The organism is Burkholderia sp. Bp9143, assembly GCF_003853645.1.
GTDB lineage: Bacteria > Pseudomonadota > Gammaproteobacteria > Burkholderiales > Burkholderiaceae > Burkholderia.
Genome location: NZ_QTPO01000024.1, coordinates 1 through 20,078 on the forward strand (window position 1 = coordinate 1; position 20,078 = coordinate 20,078).

Genomic DNA, 20,078 nt, shown 5'->3' on the forward strand with positions numbered 1-20,078 from the left:
GTCGTCAGCACGTTCAAGTCGAAACCCGATGGCCACTTCTTGTTCCACTTGAGCGCGTGCTTCTGCGTGTCATTGCAGAAGTTCCAGACGTAGTTCACCGCGCGGCTCTGCTTGTTAAGCAGTCCGTTGAGCGACTTAACCCGGTAGCGGTAGACAAGAATCATGCCGGTGATCCTAACCCGTGGAAGAAGCTGCCTGTCAACAGCGCTCCTTTCCTTCCCGCCATAAATGGCGGAGTTTCTCGGAGCAAATTCTGATGAAACACGACAGCAATGTGACCTCCACCGTCGGCCACCTGATCGACGGCAAGCGCGTCGACGGCGGCAGCCGCGTCCAGCCGGTGTTCGACCCGGCCACCGGCCAATCGGACAAGAGCGTCGCGCTCGCCGACAAGCTGACCGTCGAAGCCGCGATCGCGTCCGCGCAGGCCGCGTTCCCGGCGTGGCGCAACACGCCGCCGCTGAAGCGCGCCCGCGTGATGAGCCGGTTCAAGACGCTGCTCGAGGAGCACGCGGACGAACTGTGCGCGCTGATCACCGCCGAGCACGGCAAGGTGCTCGCCGACGCGATGGGCGAACTGCAGCGAGGGATCGAGAACGTCGAATACGCTTCCTATGTGCCCGAGCTGCTGAAGGGCGAGCACAGCAAGAACGTCGGCCCCGCGATCGATTCGTGGAGCGAGTTCCAGGCGCTTGGCGTCGCCGCCGGCATCACGCCGTTCAACTTCCCGGTGATGGTGCCGCTGTGGATGTGGCCGATGGCCGTCGCGTGCGGCAACACGTTCGTGCTGAAGCCGTCCGAGCGCACGCCGTCGTCGACGCTGCGCATGGCCGAGCTCGCGCTCGAGGCCGGCCTGCCGCCGGGCGTGCTGAACGTCGTGAACGGCGACAAGGAAGCCGTCGACACGATCCTGACCGACCCGCGCGTGAAGGCGGTGAGCTTCGTCGGCTCGACGCCGATCGCCGAATACATCTACTCGACCGGCTGCGCGCACGGCAAGCGCGTGCAAGCGCTCGGCGGCGCGAAGAACTTCGCGGTCGTGATGCCCGACGCCGACATCGGCAACGCGGTGAACGCGCTGATGGGCGCCGCGTACGGCTCGTGCGGCGAGCGCTGCATGGCGATTCCGCTGGTCGTCGCGATCGGCGATGAAACGGGCGACAAGGTGGTCGAAGGCCTGAAGGCCGAGATCGCGAAGATGAAGGTCGGCCCGGGCAACGGCGCCGGCGTCGACATGGGGCCGCTCGTTACGCAGCAGCATTTCGAGAAGGTGGCGAGCTTTGTCGAGGCGGGCGTGGAAGCGGGCGCGACGCTCGCCGTCGACGGCCGCGGCGTGAAGGTCGACGGCCACGATGGCGGCTACTACCTCGGCCCGTGCCTGTTCGACAACGTGAAGCCCGGCATGCCGATCTATCAGCACGAGATCTTCGGGCCGGTGCTCGGCGTGATTCGCCTGAAGTCGCTCGACGAGGCGATGGCGCTGATCGACGCGCACGAATACGGCAACGGCACGTGCCTGTTCACGCGCGACGGCGAAGCGGCGCGCTACTTCAGCGACAACATCCAGATCGGCATGGTCGGCATCAACGTGCCGCTGCCGGTGCCGGTCGCGTACCACTCGTTCGGCGGCTGGAAGCGCTCGCTGTTCGGCGACCTGCACGCGTACGGCCCGGATGCGGTGCGCTTCTACACGAAGCGCAAGACGATCACGCAGCGCTGGCCGTCGGCCGGCGTGCGCGAAGGGACGGTGTTCAGCTTCCCGTCGAACCGCTGACGCGTTTGCGTCGGCCGCACGCGACGCCTGCCGCGCGGCGGGTGTCGCCACGCAGCCGGTGTGGAGACGTACGGACCCGCCCCGATCGTGATCGGGGCGGGTTTTTTTACGCGTGCAACGGCCGTGCCGACCCGCAACGCGTGGAAGCAGCGCTTACGGTGCGACGACGTGCCATACGCTCTTGAAGTTGTCGCCGTTGCGGTCGCCCTGTTTCATGTCCTTCGAGAAGAAGTACAGCGGCTTGCCCTTGTACGCCCATTGCGGGCTGCCATCGTCGCGCTTGACGAGCGTATAGGGGCCGACCGGGACGTCGGTCGCGCTGGCCTTGTACGGTGGCCAGAGGGATTCGCATTGGCCCGTGCATGCGCTGCTGCCGGCGTTGGGCTTGTCCTTGTCGAATGTGTAGACGGTCATCCCGTTCGCGGCGACGAGCGCGCCGTTTTCGACTTTGGTGATCGAGCCTTGCGCCGAGGCTGAAACGGATGCCATGGCGAGCACGGCGGAACTGACGAGCAGCACGGCTTTCATGGTTACCTCCTTGTAGTCCGGTGGGCGGCGCGATCGCATGCACGGCCGGGCGTGCGCACGATCGCGGGGAATGGTGCCGGAACGCGGCGCCGTGGCCGCCGGTGCGAGCGACGGGGAGTCGAATGACGGCGGAACGGACGCGCTTCATTCACCATAGGCGGTTTTTGGCAGGGCTGCGAGAAGAATCGGGGGCGCATCGGCGGCGCGTAGGTTGCGCGCAACGAAGCGGCGGTTGCGCGCGTGCAGCGGGATTCGGCATCCGTCCCCGTACGGTGTGCGCCTTGCCGTTGCGTTCGGGTGCCGTTGCCGGGCCGTCAGCGCAACACCGGCGCCGACGCGAGCGCCGTCAGCACGGCCGGCATCGCGACCGCGGCGGCGATCGTCTGGAACGCGGTGATGCCGGCCATTAGCGGCGCGTCGCCGCCGAGCTGGCGCGCCATGATGTACGACGAGGACGACGTCGGCAGCGCCTGGAACAGCAGCGCGATGGTCAACGCGGCATCGCCCAGCCCGAGCAGGCGGCCGGCCGCAAGCGTGGCGAGCGGCATCGCCATGAACTTGAACGCCGACGCGATGCACATCGGCTGCATCCATCCGCGTGCCGCGTCGAACTGCAGGGCCGCGCCCACGCACAGCAAGCCGAGCGGCATCGATGCGGCGCCGAGCGCGCGCACGGCCGGTTCGACGGCGGCCGGAAACGCGATGCCGGCGGCCTGCATCGCGATCCCCAGCGCGCACCCGACGACGAGCGGATTCGACAGGATCTGGCGCATGAGCGCCCAGGCACCGAGCCGCGTGTCGCCGTAGCGCGCGAACACCAGCACGCACATCAGGTTCGCGGTCGGCACGATTGCCGCGACGCACACGGCCGCGAGCGCGACTCCGTGCGCGCCGAACAGTCCGGCGGCGAGGGCGGTGCCGACATAGTTGTTGAAGCGCACCGCGCCCTGGAACACCGACGTGAACCCGGCACCGTCGACCTGGACGAATCGGCGGACCAGCAGAAGAAGCGCCGCGACGAGCACGGTCGAACCGACCAGCGCCGCCGCGAGCGGCAGAACAGGCAGTGCCTGCAGCCGTGCATTCGCGAGACCGTCCGCGAACAGCGCGGGCAGCAGCACGTAGTAGCAAAGCCGCTCGGCCTGCGGCCAGAACGCATCGCCGATGAAGCCCGTGCGCCGGAGGCCGTGGCCGAACGCGACCAGCAGCGCGACCGGCGCGAGCGCGAGCAGGATCGGGCCGATCATCGGCGCGCCTTCAGGCGAGGCGAGCGGGGCGGCCGGCAGGCGGAGCAGCGGAACGAAGCGGGAATCCATCCGGCGGGCAACATGGCGGCACGCAATCGAAAGAGTGACGATGCCGCCAAGTTAACACGCGGATGCAGCAGGAATAATGGTTAATTATCGGGTGTTCAATGAGAAATTCTCATTGATGACGCGCTGACTTCGGCGGCCAGCGCACGTGCGAAACGCTCGGCCGGACGCGACTGGTGTTCGAGCAGCACGACCGCGCGGCCCATCTGCGGCTGGCCGAACGGCAAGCGCGTGACGGGCGGCAGACGCGCGAGCGTCGAGTCGGGGAGCGCGACGATCGCCGCGCCGAGCCCACGCGCGACCATGCGTGCGATCGTCTCCGCGCTGTCGAGCACCATCTCCTCGCGCACGCGCACGCCGATGCGGCGCAGTTCGGCGGCGATCATCCGGCCGGCCCACGCCTGCGCGTCGAAACGGATGAACGGCAGCGCCTCGAGCAGCGTGCCCGCGTCGCGCTCCGCATAGTCCGGCGGCGCGAGCAGCCAGAAGCGGTCTTCGTACAGCGTGGTCCACGTCAGCTCTGCCGGATGCGGGCGCACCGGGCGCGTCGTGATGGCCGCGTCGAGTTCGCCGGCCGCGACGCGGTTCGCCAGTTCGGCCGACATGCCGGCCGATACGTGCACGCGCAACGAGGGATGCGCAGCGCGCAGCGCGAGCAGCGCATCGGGCAGCGGGCCGGACAGCGCGGTCTGGATCGCGCCGATCCGCAGGCGGCCGACGAGCTTCTTCTCGTCGCTGAGCGCGTCGGGGATCCGGTCGACCATCGCGAGCACCTGCTCGGCCTGCGCGACGAGGATGTTGCCGGCTTCGGTGAGTACCGGCTGGCGGCGCGAACGGTCGAACAGCCGGACGTTGTATTCGCTCTCGAGCGTCTTGATCTGCAGGCTCACGGCGGACTGCGTGAGCCCGATCGCTTCGCCGGCACGCGCGAAGGTCCGGTATCGGGCGATCGCGACCAGCGTTCTGAATGCGCGTAGTGACATGGGCTCGGTGGGGTGGGCGGCCGGGGCCGGCACGCGGATTGCTCGATGATGCCGTGGGCGGTGCATGAACGGCATGCCGATTGCGGCACCGATGACCGCCGAAGCCGACGGACGCGGCCGGCACGCTGGCGGACATCATGCCCGTGCGTGCGGAATCGGGCAACCGCGGCATCGGTGCCCGCGGCGGAACGCGTCGTGTGGCGCATGCGGGGCGGCCGGTGCGGGTTTTCGTGAATGGCATCGAGGCGCGCGTGCGCGCAGTTCTGCCTGCGCGGAGCGGTTGCGTGTCCGCGACCGTCGTCTCGTCGAGGCCGAGGTGTATTTCGGCCGGTACGTGCCGCCCCCGGCGCCCGATGGCGGGTTTGGCGAATCGGCGGGTTGATGCGTGACTGAAGCGTGACGGGCAGCCGCCCGTCACACCCAGAGCCGGTACATCCAGAACGATTCGTCCTCGTCGAAGCGTCGCACGAACTCGGTCGGCGAGAAGCCCGTGATGCGCCGCGTCGCGCGGCTCAGGTGCGCCTGGTCGGCGAACCCCTCGTCCAGCGCGAGCGCGGCCCAGTCGAGCGGCTGCCCGGCGTCCTGCCGGTCCCGCGCGGCGAAGAACACGCCTTCGGTGCGCACCAGCGTCTGCCAGTCACGCAACGAGCGCCCGCTGTACGACTTGATGCGCCGTTCGACCTGACGCGGGCTGTGGGTGTACCGCCATTCGCGCGCTTTCGACGCGAGACGCCCGACCCAGCTGCGCCCGGCATCGCGCAGCGACGACAGCGGCGACACGCTGCCGCGCAGCGCGCGCCAGCGCGGCGCGAGGTATCGGTCGAGCGCGGCCAGCGCGGCCGCGTCGTGCTCGGCATCGGCCAGCGCGTCGAGCAGCGGTCGCCAGCTGTCGTCGAGGCACGCACGCGCATCGACGAAGGTGTCGTGGAGCGCCGGCAGCGCAATGCCGAACAGCGCGCGTGCCGCGTCGGCATGCAGGCAGACGATGCCGCCTTGTCCGCTCGTTGGCGCCCAGCTCGCGACCGGCATCGACTGGCTGCCCGACAGCGTCGCCGATGCACCGAACGGTTGCCACACAGGGCCGTCGCCGGTGCGCCGGATGAGCCCGACGTCGAAGCCGCGATACCACGACAGGCAGACGATTGGCGACGCGGGAAAATGCGTGAGCCGCTGCGCATCGCTTAGCGTGAAGCCGCGCGTGTCGCGGCTGATGATCGCGACGACCGCGCCTTGCAGCGCGGCCGGCGGCGGATACAGCCGCGTGGGCGGCGATCGGCCGTCGCACAGCACGCGCGGCGCACGCGCGAGCGGATCGGGACACGGCGGCAATGTCGGGGACGGACCGAAGGGCATGACGCCGGAGTATAGGGACCGGCGCCGCAGGTGTCGATGTCGTTTGCGTTCAAGACCGGCGGCGTGTCGATCCGGACAATTCGCCGCATGAACACACGATCCTCTTCCCGATGCCCATTCCATGCGGACGCCGCCGGCGCGTCGCCCGCACTTCACCCGCCCGGCGTATGGCCGCCGGGGCCGCCTGCCGGCCTGACGGGGTGGCGGCTGCTGCGCGCGATGTCGCGCGACCTGACCGGCGCGCTCGCGGGCTGGCAGCGCGCGCATGGCGACGTCGTGCATCTGCGCATGTGGCCCGAACATGCGGTGGTCGTCACCGATCCGGCGCTCGTGCGCGAGCTGCTGGTCACGCATCACGATGCGTTCGTGCGCTGGGAGCGCGGCATCCGCGTGTTCTCGCAGGTTCACGGGCACAGCGTGCTGGTCGCCGAGGGCGACGCATGGCGCGACAAGCGGCATGCGCTGCAGCCGAGCTTCATGCCAAAACCGGTGCAGGCATTCGTGCCGTCGATTGCGGCGACCGCCGGCCATGCGCTCGCGCAGTGGCCCGCGCACGATGCGCACTGGCCGATCGAGCGCGCGCTGACGTCGCTGGCGATGGACGTGATCATGCGCACGCTGTTTTCACACGCGATCGGCGCGGACGCACGCGTGGCCGAGGAGGCCGTGCGCACGGTGAGCGCGGCGGCGAACGCCGAGTTCTACCAGCCGGCCAGCGCGCCGGACTGGATGCCGTGGAAGCGCGGCAAGGCGAGGGCGCTGGCGGCGCTGAACGGATTGATCGACCGGCAACTGCATGCACGTCTCGACATGCCGGAGCACGGCTGGCCGGACGACCTGCTGTCGCGCCTGTTGCGGCTGCACCGTGCCGACGCGCGCGCATGGCCGCTGCGGGCCGTCCACGACGAATGCATGACGGCATTCCTGGCCGGTCACGAGACGGCCGCGGCCACGCTGACCTGGTGGGCCTGGAACATGGCCGCGCAGGCCGCGGCGCGCGACGAGGTCGTGCGCGTGCTGGGCGGCCGTGCGCCGAGCGCCGACACGCGCCCCGCATTGCGCTACTTGACGCAGACGCTCGAGGAAACGATGCGCCTGTATCCAGCGGCACCGATCCTGATCAGCCGTCGCGCGTTACGGCCGGTCGCGCTGGGCGCGTGGCAGTTTCCGGGGCGGACGCTGTTCATGCTGCCGATTCGGCTCATGCACCACGACGCGCGATGGTTTCCGAAACCGCAGGCCTTCCGGCCCGAGCGCTTCGCCGACGATGCGCCGGCGATTCCGCGCGGCGCGTACCTGCCGTTCGGCACGGGGCCGCGCGTGTGCCTCGGGCAGCATCTGGCGATGACGGAAATGACGGTGGTGGCGGCGATGATCCTGCAGCGGCACGTGCTGGCGGTGCCGCCGGGTACGACGCCGCCGCGACCGGTGCTGAACGTGACGCTGCGGCCGGAGCAGCCGTTGCATCTGGCGATCGCGCCGACGGAGCTGACGGCCGTTACGGTCTCCGCATGACGGGGCATGAGCGGTCGATTCGACCCGGCCTGCATCGCGCGAGCGACCGCTGTTCGCGCGATGCGGTGTCATCGAATCGTCGGAATGTGAATGCGTGCCGGCAACGGCTTTCGGCACCACTGGCGCGGCATTGCGCAGCACCTATGCTTGAAGGGCCCAGGCCGGGCGGAGCCCAAGGAGGATGATCATGCGCATGCTTCTCAACATACGAATCCCTCACGAGCCGTTCAACACGCTGGTGCGCGACGGCAGCGTCGGCGACGTGATCTCGCGAATACTCGAAGCGGTCAAGCCGGAGGCCGTGTATTTTACGGAGCAGAGCGGCGGGCGCGGCGCGGTCGTGATCGTCAATCTGGATGACCCGTCACAGATCCCGGCGCTCGCGGAGCCGTGGTTCCTGATGTTGAACGCAGACTGCGAGTTCCGTGTGGTGATGCTGCCGGACGATCTCCGGAACGCCGGGCTCGCGCAACTCGGCGCGAAGTGGAAGTAGCGGGAAGCTGTGCATGACCTTGCCCCGCTCGAGAACCGGGCGGGAGGCATGGCGCGGCGTTCGCGTGCCGACTATCGCGCAGACTGCGACGGCTCGACGTTTGCCGCGTGCCTGTCTTTCGGTCGCAACAGCAACAGCAGACCGCTCAGTGCCGCCGCGCCAAGGAAAACGAACAAGCACCGCTCGTTCCACGCGTTCAGGCTGTCGGATGCCGAGCCGCCGGCACTCCCGGCCGCGGCGCCGGCTTCCAGCAGGAGCGTGAAGACGGCTGGCACCGGCGCCTAGCCGAGGTACGCCAGGAATGCGAACTGCAGCCGGCCTCGGGTCAGGATGGACCAGACGTCCTTTCCCATCAGGCAGGCGACCAGCACCACGGGCGGCACGAGCACGATCGATGCGGCGCTGATGGCACACAGAAGCAACCAGCCAACTCCGATGAGCGGAGTGAGCGACATGAATCGGGATTCCTGTTACGGGGCAGTGTTGTTGTCGACGGAACATTCGTGACCGCTTCACCGGATGACCACGGCTCGCGGCGATTCACGCATAGTGCCCGATTCCGCGCCCGTTGCCATCCGTCCCGATCGATGCGCTCACCCCGCCGCATCCTCCCCCAGCGCCTGAATGAATCGCGAAAACAGCTCCGGCTGCGACGAGATCCCGAGCTTCGCGTAAAGATGCCGCCGATGCACCTTCACCGTCTCCGGTGAGATCGCCAACCGCTCCGCGATCGCCTTCGACGAATTGCCGCGCAGCACCATTCTCGCGATCGACATCTCGCGATCGGTCAGCACGCCCGCGCCGAAGCGCGCGAGCGCCTGCTCGACGCGGGCGCCGAGATCGTCGTCGGGCGTCGCGCGCGCGGCGTCGCCCACCAGCCGCCAGTGCTGCCGGATCGTCGCGAGCACCCACGGCATCGCGGCCGTCAGCTTGCCGAGCGGCTCGACGTCGAAGCGCGCGGCCGCGCCGAGCGACAACGACAGTAGCAGGTCGGGATTCGGCCGCAGCAGGATCTGGATTTCGTCGTCGCCGACCGCGTCGCGGAAGTAGCTCAGGAAATACTCGCTCTGCCGGAACAGGTCGGGCGCGACTTCCTCGAGCCGGTAGCAGCCGTCCGCGAGCCCGTCGTGCGCGGCCTGCAGGAACGGATCCAGCAGATATAACCCATTGAGGTAAAGCGGCACCGGCGACGCGCTGTCGGTGCCGCCCGTGTCGTATTCGTCGAGCACGAGCGGCACGCCGTCACGGCCGATCGCGGTTGCGAGCGCGTTGTCGAACGGCACCATTTCGTTGAGCAGCAGCACGAGGAAACGCCAGAAGCGCGGCTGGCCGAGATGATCGATTGCGCGGCCGAGCGCCTGGTGCATCGCGATTTCGGAGAAGAGTCGATCCATACCACCACCGGAGGGCGTAACACGAAGGGGGAATAGCGGTCCTGAATTTGGCTTCCTAGACTGCCACGCAATGAATCGGGCCCGAGTATGGGTGTTCAAAAAAAGGCAGCAAAGGGTCTGTCTACATATGGAACACGCATGCGAATGACCGAAATCGCTCGTAGGGCAAGAAGTGAGGAGCGCCGTTTGGCCGAGCCAAACAAGCGACGAACGACGCCGCCATATGGGCGATTTCGGGCATTCCCGTGGAATGGTTTTTTAGTTTGGGGTTGCCACGAGAACGGCCGCTCGCCGCGTTGCGCTCCTTGCGAATACGTCAGTATTCGCGGCGTCGCGCGCCTCGCGAGCGGCCGTTCTCGTGGCAACGCATGCGTGTTCCATATGTAGACAGACCCTAAGCAACAGGAGAACGAAATGGCGATGATGTCGGAATCGACGGGCACGCTGCAAGCGACGCCTGCCACGGAAGACACGCCGCGCGCGTTGTCGCAGACGCTCAGCGTGCGCGACGCGGTGATGATCACCGTGTCGGGCGTGACGCCCGCAAGCTCGATCTTCGTGATCGCGCCGTTCGCGATCCAGCAGGCCGGCAGCGGCGCGGTGCTGTCGTTCCTGCTCGGCGGCGTGCTCGCGCTTGCATTCGCACTCTGCTACGCGGAACTCAGCGCCGCGCACCGCAGCGCGGGCGGCGAATACGTGATGGCCAAGCGTGTGTTCGGCACGCTGCCGGGTTACCTGACCTTCATCACGGTGCTGTCCGTCAGCGTGTTCATTCCGGCGGTGCTCGCGAGCGGTGCCGCACCATACCTGAACAACGCACTCGGCACGCACTTCAGCAACCAGTCGGTCGCGCTCACGATCGTGCTGCTCAGCTATGTGCTCGGGATGCTGAACATCAAGACGAATGCGTGGATCACCGGCGCGTTTCTCGTCGTCGAGATCGGCGTGCTGATGCTGATCGCGGGGCTCGGCTTCGGCTCCCCGCATCGCGGCACCGACGTGCTGGTCGCGCCGGTCGTCGCGAGCGGCAATGCGCTGGTACCGGCCACGCTCGCGGCGATCGTGCCCGCGATCGGCACGGCGATCTTCTGCTACAACGGCTTCGGCTCCGCCGCGTATCTCGCGGAAGACCTGCGCGGCGGCAACCGCAACGTCGCGAAGGCGGTGATCTATTCGCTGCTGGTGATCCTCGTCGTCGAACTGATTCCGCTGACCGCGATCGTGCTCGGCGCGCCGTCGCTGACGGAGCTGACGAAGAGCGCGGACCCGATCGGCTATGTCGTGCGCTCGCTGAGCAACCCGGCGGTGTCGCGCGTGGTCAGCGGCGGAATCTTCCTGTCGGTGTTCAACGCGATCATCGCGATCGTGATCACGATGGGGCGCCTGCTGTACAGCAGCGGCCGGCATGCGCTCTGGTCGCGCACCTGCAACCGCGCGTTCTCGACGATCCATCCGCGCTTCGAGTCGCCGTGGCTCGCGACGCTCGCACTGGCGGTGCCGTCGTCTGGGCTCGTGTTCGTGTCGAGCCTCGACGAACTGACCGCGTTCACGGTCGACCTGCTGCTGCTGATCTACCTGGTCGTCGGGCTGGCCGCGCTGGCGAGCCGGCTCGTGCGCCGCGACGTCGAGCATCATTACCGGATGCCGCTGTGGCCCGTGACGCCGCTGGTCGCGGTCGCGGGCGCCGCGTACACGCTCTACACGACGCTGGCGACGGCGACGAAGCCGACCGACCTGATCATCATCGGCGGGCTGCTGGTGGCCGCGCTCGTGATGTACGCGACCTGGGCGCGCCACAGCGATGCGTTCCGCTCGCTCTGAACATACCGACACACCGAACCATTGAAAGACTGGAGGAATTGCATCATGCGCACGAGGGATCTCGGCATCCGCATCGGACTCGGCACGCCGGGCCGCTTCAACGCGATCACGGACGTACCGGGCGTGCGGGTCGGACACTGCACGCTGAGCGTCGAGAACGGCGACGCATCGATCCGCACCGGCGTCACGGTCATCGAGCCGCGCGCGGGCGCCGCGCACGATTCGCCGTGCTTCGCGGGCGTTCACGTGCTGAACGGCAACGGCGACGCGACCGGGCTCGAATGGATCCGCGAAGCCGGCCTGCTGACGACGCCGATCGCCTATACGAACACGCACAGCGTCGGCGCGGTGCGCGATGCGCTGGTCGCGAACGAACGCGAAGCGGCGGCCGGCCGCATGTACTGGTGCATGCCGGTCGTGATGGAAACCTACGACGGTCTGCTCAACGACATCTGGGGGCAGCACGTGAGCGCCGCGCACGTGCAGCGCGCGCTGGCCGTCGCGGAGTCGGGGCCGGTCGCCGAAGGCGGCGTGGGCGGCGGCACGGGGATGATCTGCCACGAGTTCAAGGGCGGCATCGGCACCGCGTCGCGGGTGGTCGCGGCCGATGCGGGCGGCTGGACCGTCGGCGCGCTCGTGCAGGCGAACTACGGCGTGCGCGAAATGCTGCGCGTGGCTGGCTACCCGGTCGGCGACGTGCTGCGGCACGTGCATTCGCCGTTTCGCGCGCCCGATGCGCAAGGCGAGGCCGGGATGGGCTCGATCGTCGTCACGATCGCGACCGACGCGCCGCTGCTGCCGCATCAGTGCACGCGCCTCGCGCAGCGTGCGAGCGTCGGGCTGGCCCGTGTCGGCGGTGGCACCGAGGATTCGAGCGGCGACATCTTCCTTGCGTTCGCGACGGGCAACGACGGGCTGCCGGCCGCGAACTACGGCACCAAGGGCGCGCCGACGACGGCCGTGAAGATGGTGAACAACGACCATATCTCCGCGCTGTTCGTCGCGGCGTCGGAAGCGGTGGAGGAAGCGATCGTGAATGCGCTGGTCGCGGGGAGCGACGTCGAGTCGCGCGGCGCGCGGGTCGAAGGGCTGGGGCAGGCGCGCTTGCTGGATGCGTTACGCGAAGTGGGGTGGCGGCCGGGGCGCGGCGCCTGAAACGGCATGCGCCGCTTCAATCGAAGCGGCGTGGCGGGCAGGGTCGGTGCGGCGATCGGCCGGCGCGTCGTGCGCGGGCGCATGCGATGCGTGCGATGCGCGCGCGGCGGGCCCGGCCGTGACGACGCGGCGTCATGCTCAGCTGCCGAAGTAGACGTTGCAGAAGCTGACGGGGCCGACGCATGCGTTCGGGTCTTCCTGCTTCGATTGCGCACGATCGACGCGGCCTGCGGCCTGGACGGTTTCGGCGCGGTTCGCCGGTTGCTGCGCGAGGTCGGCCGGCGCGGGCTGGGCATGCGCGACAGCGGCGGTGAGCGACAGGGCAACGAGGGCGAGGTGCAGCGGCTTCATTTGAGTTTCTCCTGGGTCAGTGCCAGTCTCGCTGGCAGTGAGGAAACTATAGGCTCGCACTGCTTGAAGATTAATCACCGCGGGTGCAGAGCTTATTTCCAATCGGAACAAGGGTGACGTTGCGCGCGCATCGATCGCCGCCGACCGCCATCGACCGTCAATGACGGTGGCGGTTGAACGGCGCGTCCTTGTCCAGCAGCGCGCTGCGGATGAAGTGCAGGCAGCCGACGATGCGCTGCATGCGGTGGCGCGCCTCGGGCACCGCGTACCACGCATGCAGCGCGTGCTGCGCGGCACGGATCGCCAGGTTCACCGATTTCAGCGTGCGCGCGTGGTGAACAGGCGTCGGGTCGTCGAAGAAGCGCGGCAGCTCGTGCAGCACCGCATCGATCGACGCGGTCCAGCGCAGGGTCTGCGGCGGTTTCGATTCGCAGAACCCGTGCAGCTCGTCGCGCAGGTCGATCACCGCATGGCCGACTTCGAGCGTCGACAGCATCCAGCGCAGCGCGTCGCGATGCTGCCGCGTGCGCTTGACGAGCAGCGTGCGCAACTGCGCCATCAGGTCGTGCGTGCTCGACTGGAAGCGCGCCGCGAGGCCGTCGCGCGCGCCTTCGCACGCGAGCGTGACCTGGCGGCGCAGATCGTGCGCGATGCGCGACGTGAGCCACGGCATGTGGGTCGGAAACACCACGGCGAACACGATCGAGCACGCCAGCATCGCGACGACGACGGCGAAACCGTTGTTGATCAGCACCTCGGGCGTATATGAAATCGCGTTGTCGGGGCCCGCGAGCAGGCAGAAGAACACCGCGAAGCCGATCCCGTAGCCGGACAGGCCCGGACGCATCGCGAGAAACGCGCCGAGGCCGAGCACCGGCGCGAGCGCCGCGCACAGCAGCGGAAAGCCGTCGATGTTCGGATAGACGTAGCAGAGGAACACGTAGCCGACGGCCGTCGCGAACGCCGCGCCGACGCCCATCTGCGCGACGAACTTCGGCGCGCGCGGGGACGTCGAGCTCAGCGCGCACGCGATCGCGGTGGCGATCACGGCGAGCGAGCCGCTCGGCCATTCGGACGCGAGCCAGAACGCGCTCATCGCACCGACGGCGACGAGCGTGCGCAGGAACGCGAAGCCGACGAAGAACGAATTGGTCTTCACCGCGTAGTGCGTGACCGAGCGTTCGAACGCGTGATCGTCGCGGTCGAGCGACGCGTTGGTGTCGGCGTAGCCGAGATATTCGCCGATGAAGCGATACATCAGCTCGATCGCGGTATCGAAGTCGAGCAGGCCGCCGGCCGCGTGATCCTCGATCTCGCGGCGCGATGCGCGCGCGGCCTTCGGCAATGCGCCGTGGAAGCGGCGCAGTTCGAGCAGCGCGCCGGTGGTCGACGCGATGCCGCGCTGCCGCTCGTCGCGCAACGCGGTAATCCGCTGCGCGAGCGCATCGATGTGCGGCGCGAGCGCGTCGAGCACGGCGTCCGACCGGTTCGCGCGCAAGCGTTTGACGAGCTGGTGCAGCGCATGCAGGCGGGTGCACGCATTCATGAACTCGCTGTTGAGCCGCGCGAGCCGGCGGCTGCGTGCACGAATGTGCGGATCCTCGAACGAAGCGAATGCGCGGTTGGCCTCGAAGCCGACGATCTCGTCAACGAAATCGGCGAAGCGCCGTTCGAAGTCGCCGCGTGCGAGATCGCCCGACAGCGCGCCGGCCGCGAATGCCGCGAACTTCACATGACGGGCGGTCAGCGAGCGCATCAGCGCTTTCGCGGAACTGAGCGGCAGGATCAGCGCGCTGACCGCGCCGGAGCATGCGATGCCGAGCGCGACTTCCGCGGCGCGCGTGAGCGCGGACTGGAACAGCGTCTGCGGCGTCATCACCGCGGGCAGGCCGATCAGCGCGGCGGTATAGCCGGCGAGCACGAACCCGTACCAGCGGAAGTGGCGGTTGCGCACCGCGAGCGCGATGCAGCCGCCGATCCACAGCGTGATGCCGGCCATGTACAGCTCCGGCTGCTGCGCGAACAGCCCACCGAGCGCGAGCGCGCCGACGAGGCCGGCCGCCGTGCCGAGCACGCGGTAGAAGCTCTTCGCGAACACCATCCCCGACAGCGGCTGCATCAGCACGAACACGGTCGTCATCGCCGTGCGCGGCTGCGACATCTCGAGCCGCATCGCGATGCCCATCGCGAGCAGCGCGGCGAGCACGGTTTTGGCGAGATGCAGCCAGATCAGCCCGTCGCTCGCGGCCCAGTCGCGCGCGGCGCCGCCGAGCGGATCGAGCCAGGTCCTCCATCGTCCGGGTTCGATGGAAGGTCGCTCGATCGCAGGTTGTGGCTTCATGAAGAAAAAGGGGGGGCCGGTGCGGGGCCGGGCAAGGGCCGCGGCGCGTCCGGACGGGTCCGTTCGACTGATGAGGCGCCGATTGTAGGAGTGCGGCGCTCGGGCATTAACGCAGCTACGGGGAAACGATAGTTGCAGGCCGCGTAACAATCTGTCGCGTCCGCTGGAGGAAAATAGCGGCTCCGCTACAGGTGACTCACAGGAATGGATACCCTACAAAACATGCGGGTGTTTACGCGCGTCGTCGAGACGGGCAGTTTCACCGCGGCCGCGCAATCGCTGAATTCGACGACGGGCGCGATGTCGCGCGCGGTGTCGGAGCTCGAGGCGCGCCTGCGCACCCGTCTGATGAATCGCTCGACGCGCCGTCTCGCGCTGACGTCGGCCGGCGAAAGCTATCTGCGGCGCTGCCGCCAGATCCTCGCCGACGTCGATCGCGCCGAGGAAGAGGCGAGCTGCGCGCACGAGCGGCCGGCCGGCGTGCTGCGCATGCACAGCTTCGCGAGCGTCGGCCATCACTACGTGATGCCCGCGCTGACGCGCTATCACACGCAGTATCCGGACGTATCGATCGAGCTGTCGCTGTCGCAGCGCATGCCCGACCTGTTCGACGGCACGAGCGACATGGCGGTCGTCACCGCGTCGTCGCTGCCCGATTCGGAGCTCGTGTCGCACCTGCTCGGCTCGACCTTCAGCATCCTGTGCGCGTCGCCCGAGTACGTGAAGCGCCACGGCGCGCCTTCCCGCCCGCAGGATCTCGGCGCGCACGCGTGCCTGACGCTCTGCACGCCGGCGTTCCCGACCCACGAATGGGTGCTCGAAGGTGCCGAGGGCGTCGAACAGATCCATGTCGCCGGGCCGGTGCAGACCAATACGGCCGAGTCGCTCGCGCTCGCGATTCGCGACGGCATCGGGATCGGCATGCTGCCGCTGTATTCGGCGATCGACGCGCTGCAGGACGGCACGCTCGTGCGCGTGCTGCCCGGGCACATCCTGCAGAAGATGAACGTGTATGCGCTGTATCCGTCGCGCCGCTTCGTCGACGCGAAGGTGCGCACCTGGGTCGAGATGCTGCGTGCGCAGGTGCCGGGGATGATCGCGCGCGACGTCGAGATGCTGAACGCGATCGACCGCGAACCGCAGGCCGCCTGAGGGCGAATACCGGAAGAGGATGGCCGCGTGCCGGACGGCACGCTGTCCGGCCGCATCGTCACGGGCCGGTTCGCGCGGGATTCGCCGCGCCCGCAGGACACGTGTCATGCGGGTGCGGCGTTGCTGCATGCATTCACAGCGCGGGCTTCACCGCGACGCCCGATTCGGTTGCGCCCGCACCGGCCGGGCCATAGGCGGCTTGCGCGGCCTTGTGCTCGGCGAGCCGTTTTGCTGCCAGGCGATCCTGCGCGGCCATGATGTCGTCCGGATAGTTGCCGGCGTCGCCGAGCGACGGGTTGTAGCCGACCGATTCGAGGTCGTAGAGCTCCTGCAGCACCTGCGCGCGCGTGACGGGCGACTTGGCGGACTGAGCGAACGACAGGGCCGGTGCGGCAAGCAGGACGGCAGCGGCGGCGGTAACGACGAGCGATTTCACGATGTTCTCCTGTAGGCGGGGTGTGAGGCCGGTCCGGCGATCGATGCGCGATCCGAACCGTCGATGCCAGTCTATGCAGCGCACGCGGGCACAAAAACCCCGATTCCAGGCAGGCAGCTTTCCAGATGGAACAACATTGCCGCGCGTCGCCCGCATCCTGCGAACCCGTCCATCAAGACAGGTTCACGGCTGTCGGACGACGTGCAGTCCGGTGGAGCGGAACTCAGAACCGCGTGCGCATGCCGATCGTGCCGACGATCTGGTTCGCGGTGCTCGACGCGCCGCCCGACGTGTTGATGAACGCCTGGTAGCCGCGGCCCGACGCGTGCTGATACATCGCTTCCGCATACAGGTCGGTGCGGCGCGACAGCTTGTACACGGCCTGCAGGTCGACCTGGTGCCACTTCGGATCGGTACCGTGCTTGCTGTCCGGGTTCGACACGCTGGCGTCCGTGTACACGTAGGCCGCGCCGAGGCTGACGGCCGGCGTCACCGCATAGCGCACGTTCACGTCGTAGTTGTTGAACGCGACCTGGCCGGTGGAGCCGAACGAGCCCGAGTTGTCGTACTGCGAGCGCGTGTAGACGAAGCCCACCGTCGCCGGACCGAACACGTAGCTGACACCGCCGCCATACGTGCGCATGCGGTCCGCGCCCACCGACCAGCCTCCCTGGCTCACGCTCTTCGCTTCGGCCACGTCGGTCGCGCCCGGGCTCGCGCTCGTCGAGCCCTTCGTGCCGTTCATCTGCAGGTACGCGCCGGCCAGCTTCAGCGGGCCGTTCGTGTAGCTCGCCGCCACGCTGTATGCGCGGTTGCCGGCGAAGTTCGTCGAGTTCGAGAAGCCGTACAGCGCGCCGACCTTGAAGCCCGCGATCGTGTCGCTGGTGTACTTCACCGCGTTGTTGATGCGCACCGAGTGGTTCAGGTTGTCGTTGTCGAACGGATGCGCGAAGCCCGTATCGCCGAAGTCGCCGGACGTCGCGGACAGCGGCGCGACGAAGTCGACCATCGTGTCGTACTGGCGGCCGAGCGTCAGCGTGCCGTAGCCGGCGCGGCTCAGGCCCACATACGCGTGGCGGCCGAACAGCTTGCCGTCCTGGCCGAGCGCGCCGTTGTTCGCGTTGAAGCCGTTCTCCAGGACGAACAGCGCCTTCACGCCGCCGCCGAGATCTTCCGTGCCGCGCAGGCCGAAGCGGCTGCCGTTGATGGTGCCGGTGGTCATGCGCCACAGCGATGCGCCACCCGCGTTGTTGGTGTAAGCGATGCCGGCATCGATCAGGCCGTACAGCGTGACCGAGCTCTGTGCGTGCGCGAGCGGGGCGAAGAGTGCGGCGGCGGATGCGGCGGCAATCAGGGTTTTGTTCGTTTTGTGCATGTAACAGCTCCTGCGTGTGGGACGAGTGACCAAAATTCGCCGCAAGTGTAGGGGCGGGGTCGCGCGATTCCGGCCGCCGGCGCGCGAGCACTCCGTTGCGCGCTGCGCAAGAGTGCGTCACACGGCGTTCACAAATCGGTGCGGAGGCCGGATGGCGGGCGTTTTCGCCGACGGCGCGACGCGAGATGCGAGGGTGTCGCGCATGCCGTGTCGCGCATTGACAACACGCGCGTCGCCGACGCGGGAGTTGATCGCGGCGCCGCGCGCGTGGAGAATGAGCAGACCTATGCCGAGATCCGGAGACACCCGATGACTACGCCTCGCCGTCCTTCCTTGAGTGCCGCGCTGTGCTACCGCGACCCGAAAGCCGCGCTCGCATGGCTCGAACGCGCATTCGGCTTCGAGCGCTCGCTTGTCGTCACCACGCCGGAAGGCGACATCGCGCATGCCGAAATGACATTCGGCGACGGCCTCGTCATGATCGGCGGCGCGTGGGCCGACTTCATCGCGTCGCCGGAAGACACGGGCGACCGGAACACGCAGCACATCCACGTGCATCTTCCCGACGACACAGACATCGACGCGCACTGCGAGCGCGCGCGTGCCGCGGGCGCGGAGATCCTGCAGTCGCCGGCCGACCAGTTCTACGGCGATCGCATGTATCGCGCGCGCGATCCCGGCCGGCATGTGTGGACATTCGGCAAGCACGTGCGCGACGTGACGAACGACGAGATGAGCGCGGCGACCGGCCTGACGATCGAGGCATTCAAATAAGCGCGGCACGCATCGCCGGAGCCGGTTTTCCCCACCACGCGGCGCGCTGGCGCCGCATCACGCCTGGACGCACATGAACCTCTTCAATGCACGCCTGCGCGGCCACGACGGGCTGTTCACGATCGGCATCGACGGCGACAGGATCGCGCGGATCGACGCGCAAACCGCGCCGGTCACCTCGGTTGGCGCTGGCGATGTCGATGCGGGCGGCCGTCTCGCGATTCCGCCGCTCGTCGAACCGCATATCCATCTCGATGCCGTGCTCACGGCCGGCGAGCCGGCCTGGAACATGAGCGGCACGCTGTTCGAGGGCATCGAGCGCTGGTCCGAGCGCAAGGCGACGATCACGCACGCGGACACGAAGGCGCGCGCGCATGCGGCGATCGGCATGCTGCGCGATCACGGCATCCAGCACGTGCGCACCCATGTCGACGTCACCGATCCGACGTTGGCCGCGCTGAAGGCGATGCTCGAAGTGAAGGACGAGGCGCGCGGGCTGATCGACCTGCAGATCGTCGCGTTTCCGCAGGAAGGCATCGAGTCGTTCGACGGTGGCCGCGCGCTGATGGAGCAGGCGATCGAACTCGGCGCGGACGTCGTCGGCGGGATCCCGCATTTCGAGAACACGCGCGAGCAGGGCGTCAGCTCGATTCGCTTCCTGATGGAACTGGCCGAGCGTACCGGCTGCCTCGTGGACGTGCACTGCGACGAGACCGACGATCCGCATTCGCGCTTCCTGGAGGTACTCGCGGAAGAAGCGCGCGTGCGCGGCATGGGCGCGCGCGTGACGGCGAGCCACACGACCGCGATGGGTTCCTACGACAACGCATACTGCTCGAAGCTGTTCCGGCTGCTGAAGCGCGCGGGCCTGAACTTCGTCTCGTGCCCGACCGAGAGCATCCATCTGCAGGGGCGCTTCGACACGTTTCCGAAGCGGCGCGGCGTCACGCGCGTCGCGGAACTCGATCGCGCGGGGCTGAACGTGTGCTTCGGACAGGATTCGATCAAGGATCCGTGGTATCCGCTCGGCAACGGCAACATCCTGCGCGTGCTCGACGCCGGGCTGCACATCTGCCACATGATGGGCTACCAGGACCTGCAGCGCTGCCTCGACTTCGTGACCGATCACAGCGCGACGACGATGCACCTCGGCGACGGCTACGGTATCGCGGTCGGGCGGCCGGCGAACCTGGTCGTGCTCGACGCGGACAGCGACTACGAAGCGGTGCGCCGACAGGTGAAGGCCGTGCTGTCGGTTCGCCACGGGAAGGTGATCATGCGGCGGGAGCCGGAGCGCATCACGTATCCGGAGTGAGAGAG

At 68.2% G+C, this 20,078-nt stretch carries 18 protein-coding genes and 1 pseudogene; 8 read left to right on the forward strand and 11 right to left on the reverse strand.

All coding sequences use genetic code 11. The features are described from left to right. Positions 1–164 (reverse strand): annotated as a pseudogene (locus DIE23_RS19065) (RNA-guided endonuclease TnpB family protein); the annotation flags it as partial. A 92-nt stretch (positions 165–256) separates the two neighbouring features. Between DIE23_RS19065 and DIE23_RS19070 the strand changes: the two are divergent. Then, positions 257–1,774: a CoA-acylating methylmalonate-semialdehyde dehydrogenase gene (locus DIE23_RS19070; RefSeq protein WP_124613555.1), complete on the forward strand. Its 1,518-nt coding sequence runs from the start codon at positions 257–259 to the stop codon at positions 1,772–1,774. Between the two features lie 153 nt (positions 1,775–1,927). Here DIE23_RS19070 and DIE23_RS19075 read toward each other — a convergent pair whose 3' ends face one another. From DIE23_RS19075 to DIE23_RS19095, 4 genes are all read right to left on the reverse strand, one after another. Next, on the reverse strand, positions 1,928–2,302 hold the full coding sequence (locus DIE23_RS19075) for a hypothetical protein (protein WP_124613556.1): 375 nt from the start codon (positions 2,300–2,302) through the stop codon (positions 1,928–1,930). Positions 2,303–2,616: 314 nt separating this feature from the next. Beyond that, positions 2,617–3,549 carry an AEC family transporter gene (locus DIE23_RS19080; protein ID WP_124613557.1) on the reverse strand — a complete coding sequence of 311 codons (933 nt, stop codon included), beginning with the start codon at positions 3,547–3,549 and terminating at the stop codon, positions 2,617–2,619. Positions 3,550–3,713: 164 nt separating this feature from the next. After that, complete coding sequence (locus DIE23_RS19085; protein ID WP_124613558.1) at positions 3,714–4,598, reverse strand: LysR family transcriptional regulator; 885 nt, start codon at positions 4,596–4,598, stop codon at positions 3,714–3,716. A gap of 414 nt (positions 4,599–5,012) precedes the next feature. Further along, positions 5,013–5,951 (reverse strand): helix-turn-helix domain-containing protein, encoded by a 939-nt coding sequence (locus DIE23_RS19095; protein WP_124613559.1) that lies wholly within the window; start codon positions 5,949–5,951, stop codon positions 5,013–5,015. A gap of 87 nt (positions 5,952–6,038) precedes the next feature. Between DIE23_RS19095 and DIE23_RS19100 the strand changes: the two genes are divergently transcribed. Continuing rightward, positions 6,039–7,466 (forward strand): cytochrome P450, encoded by a 1,428-nt coding sequence (locus DIE23_RS19100; RefSeq protein WP_124613560.1) that lies wholly within the window; start codon positions 6,039–6,041, stop codon positions 7,464–7,466. A 187-nt stretch (positions 7,467–7,653) separates the two neighbouring features. Continuing rightward, positions 7,654–7,959 (forward strand): panthothenate synthetase, encoded by a 306-nt coding sequence (locus DIE23_RS19105; protein WP_124613561.1) that lies wholly within the window; start codon positions 7,654–7,656, stop codon positions 7,957–7,959. A 281-nt stretch (positions 7,960–8,240) separates the two neighbouring features. Here the strand turns inward: DIE23_RS19105 and DIE23_RS40220 are convergent, their stop codons facing one another. Beyond that, entirely contained in the window at positions 8,241–8,414 is a 174-nt protein-coding gene (locus tag DIE23_RS40220) for a hypothetical protein (protein WP_260436112.1), read from the reverse strand. 138 nt (positions 8,415–8,552) lie between these two features. After that, positions 8,553–9,353 carry a helix-turn-helix transcriptional regulator gene (locus DIE23_RS19115; protein ID WP_124613562.1) on the reverse strand — a complete coding sequence of 267 codons (801 nt, stop codon included), beginning with the start codon at positions 9,351–9,353 and terminating at the stop codon, positions 8,553–8,555. A 414-nt stretch (positions 9,354–9,767) separates the two neighbouring features. Between DIE23_RS19115 and DIE23_RS19120 the strand changes: the two genes are divergently transcribed. Continuing rightward, complete coding sequence (locus DIE23_RS19120) at positions 9,768–11,174, forward strand: APC family permease (protein ID WP_124613563.1); 1,407 nt, start codon at positions 9,768–9,770, stop codon at positions 11,172–11,174. 45 nt (positions 11,175–11,219) lie between these two features. Continuing rightward, a complete protein-coding gene (locus tag DIE23_RS19125) occupies positions 11,220–12,329 on the forward strand; it encodes a P1 family peptidase (protein WP_124613564.1) in 1,110 nt (369 codons plus the stop codon). 138 nt (positions 12,330–12,467) lie between these two features. Here the strand turns inward: DIE23_RS19125 and DIE23_RS19130 are convergent, their stop codons facing one another. Continuing rightward, positions 12,468–12,680, reverse strand: coding sequence for a hypothetical protein (locus DIE23_RS19130; RefSeq protein WP_124613565.1), 213 nt, complete (start codon positions 12,678–12,680; stop codon positions 12,468–12,470). A 157-nt stretch (positions 12,681–12,837) separates the two neighbouring features. Continuing rightward, positions 12,838–15,021: an FUSC family protein gene (locus DIE23_RS19135; RefSeq protein WP_124613566.1), complete on the reverse strand. Its 2,184-nt coding sequence runs from the start codon at positions 15,019–15,021 to the stop codon at positions 12,838–12,840. 204 nt (positions 15,022–15,225) lie between these two features. On the opposite strand from DIE23_RS19135, the gene DIE23_RS19140 reads away from it, so the two are divergent. Next, positions 15,226–16,173, forward strand: coding sequence for a LysR family transcriptional regulator (locus DIE23_RS19140; RefSeq protein ID WP_124613567.1), 948 nt, complete (start codon positions 15,226–15,228; stop codon positions 16,171–16,173). 133 nt (positions 16,174–16,306) lie between these two features. Here the strand turns inward: DIE23_RS19140 and DIE23_RS19145 are convergent, their stop codons facing one another. Both DIE23_RS19145 and DIE23_RS19150 read right to left on the reverse strand, forming a co-directional pair. Further along, complete coding sequence (locus DIE23_RS19145; RefSeq protein WP_124613568.1) at positions 16,307–16,609, reverse strand: DUF4148 domain-containing protein; 303 nt, start codon at positions 16,607–16,609, stop codon at positions 16,307–16,309. A gap of 223 nt (positions 16,610–16,832) precedes the next feature. Further along, the gene (locus DIE23_RS19150; RefSeq protein WP_124613569.1) at positions 16,833–17,984 is read right to left on the reverse strand and encodes a porin; all 1,152 of its coding nucleotides are present in this window, start codon (positions 17,982–17,984) and stop codon (positions 16,833–16,835) included. Positions 17,985–18,293: 309 nt separating this feature from the next. Between DIE23_RS19150 and DIE23_RS19155 the strand changes: the two genes are divergently transcribed. Beyond that, entirely contained in the window at positions 18,294–18,758 is a 465-nt protein-coding gene (locus DIE23_RS19155) for a VOC family protein (protein ID WP_124613570.1), read from the forward strand. Positions 18,759–18,831: 73 nt separating this feature from the next. After that, positions 18,832–20,073 (forward strand): cytosine deaminase, encoded by a 1,242-nt coding sequence (gene codA / locus DIE23_RS19160; RefSeq protein ID WP_124613571.1) that lies wholly within the window; start codon positions 18,832–18,834, stop codon positions 20,071–20,073. The last annotated feature ends 5 nt before the right edge of the window (positions 20,074–20,078 follow it).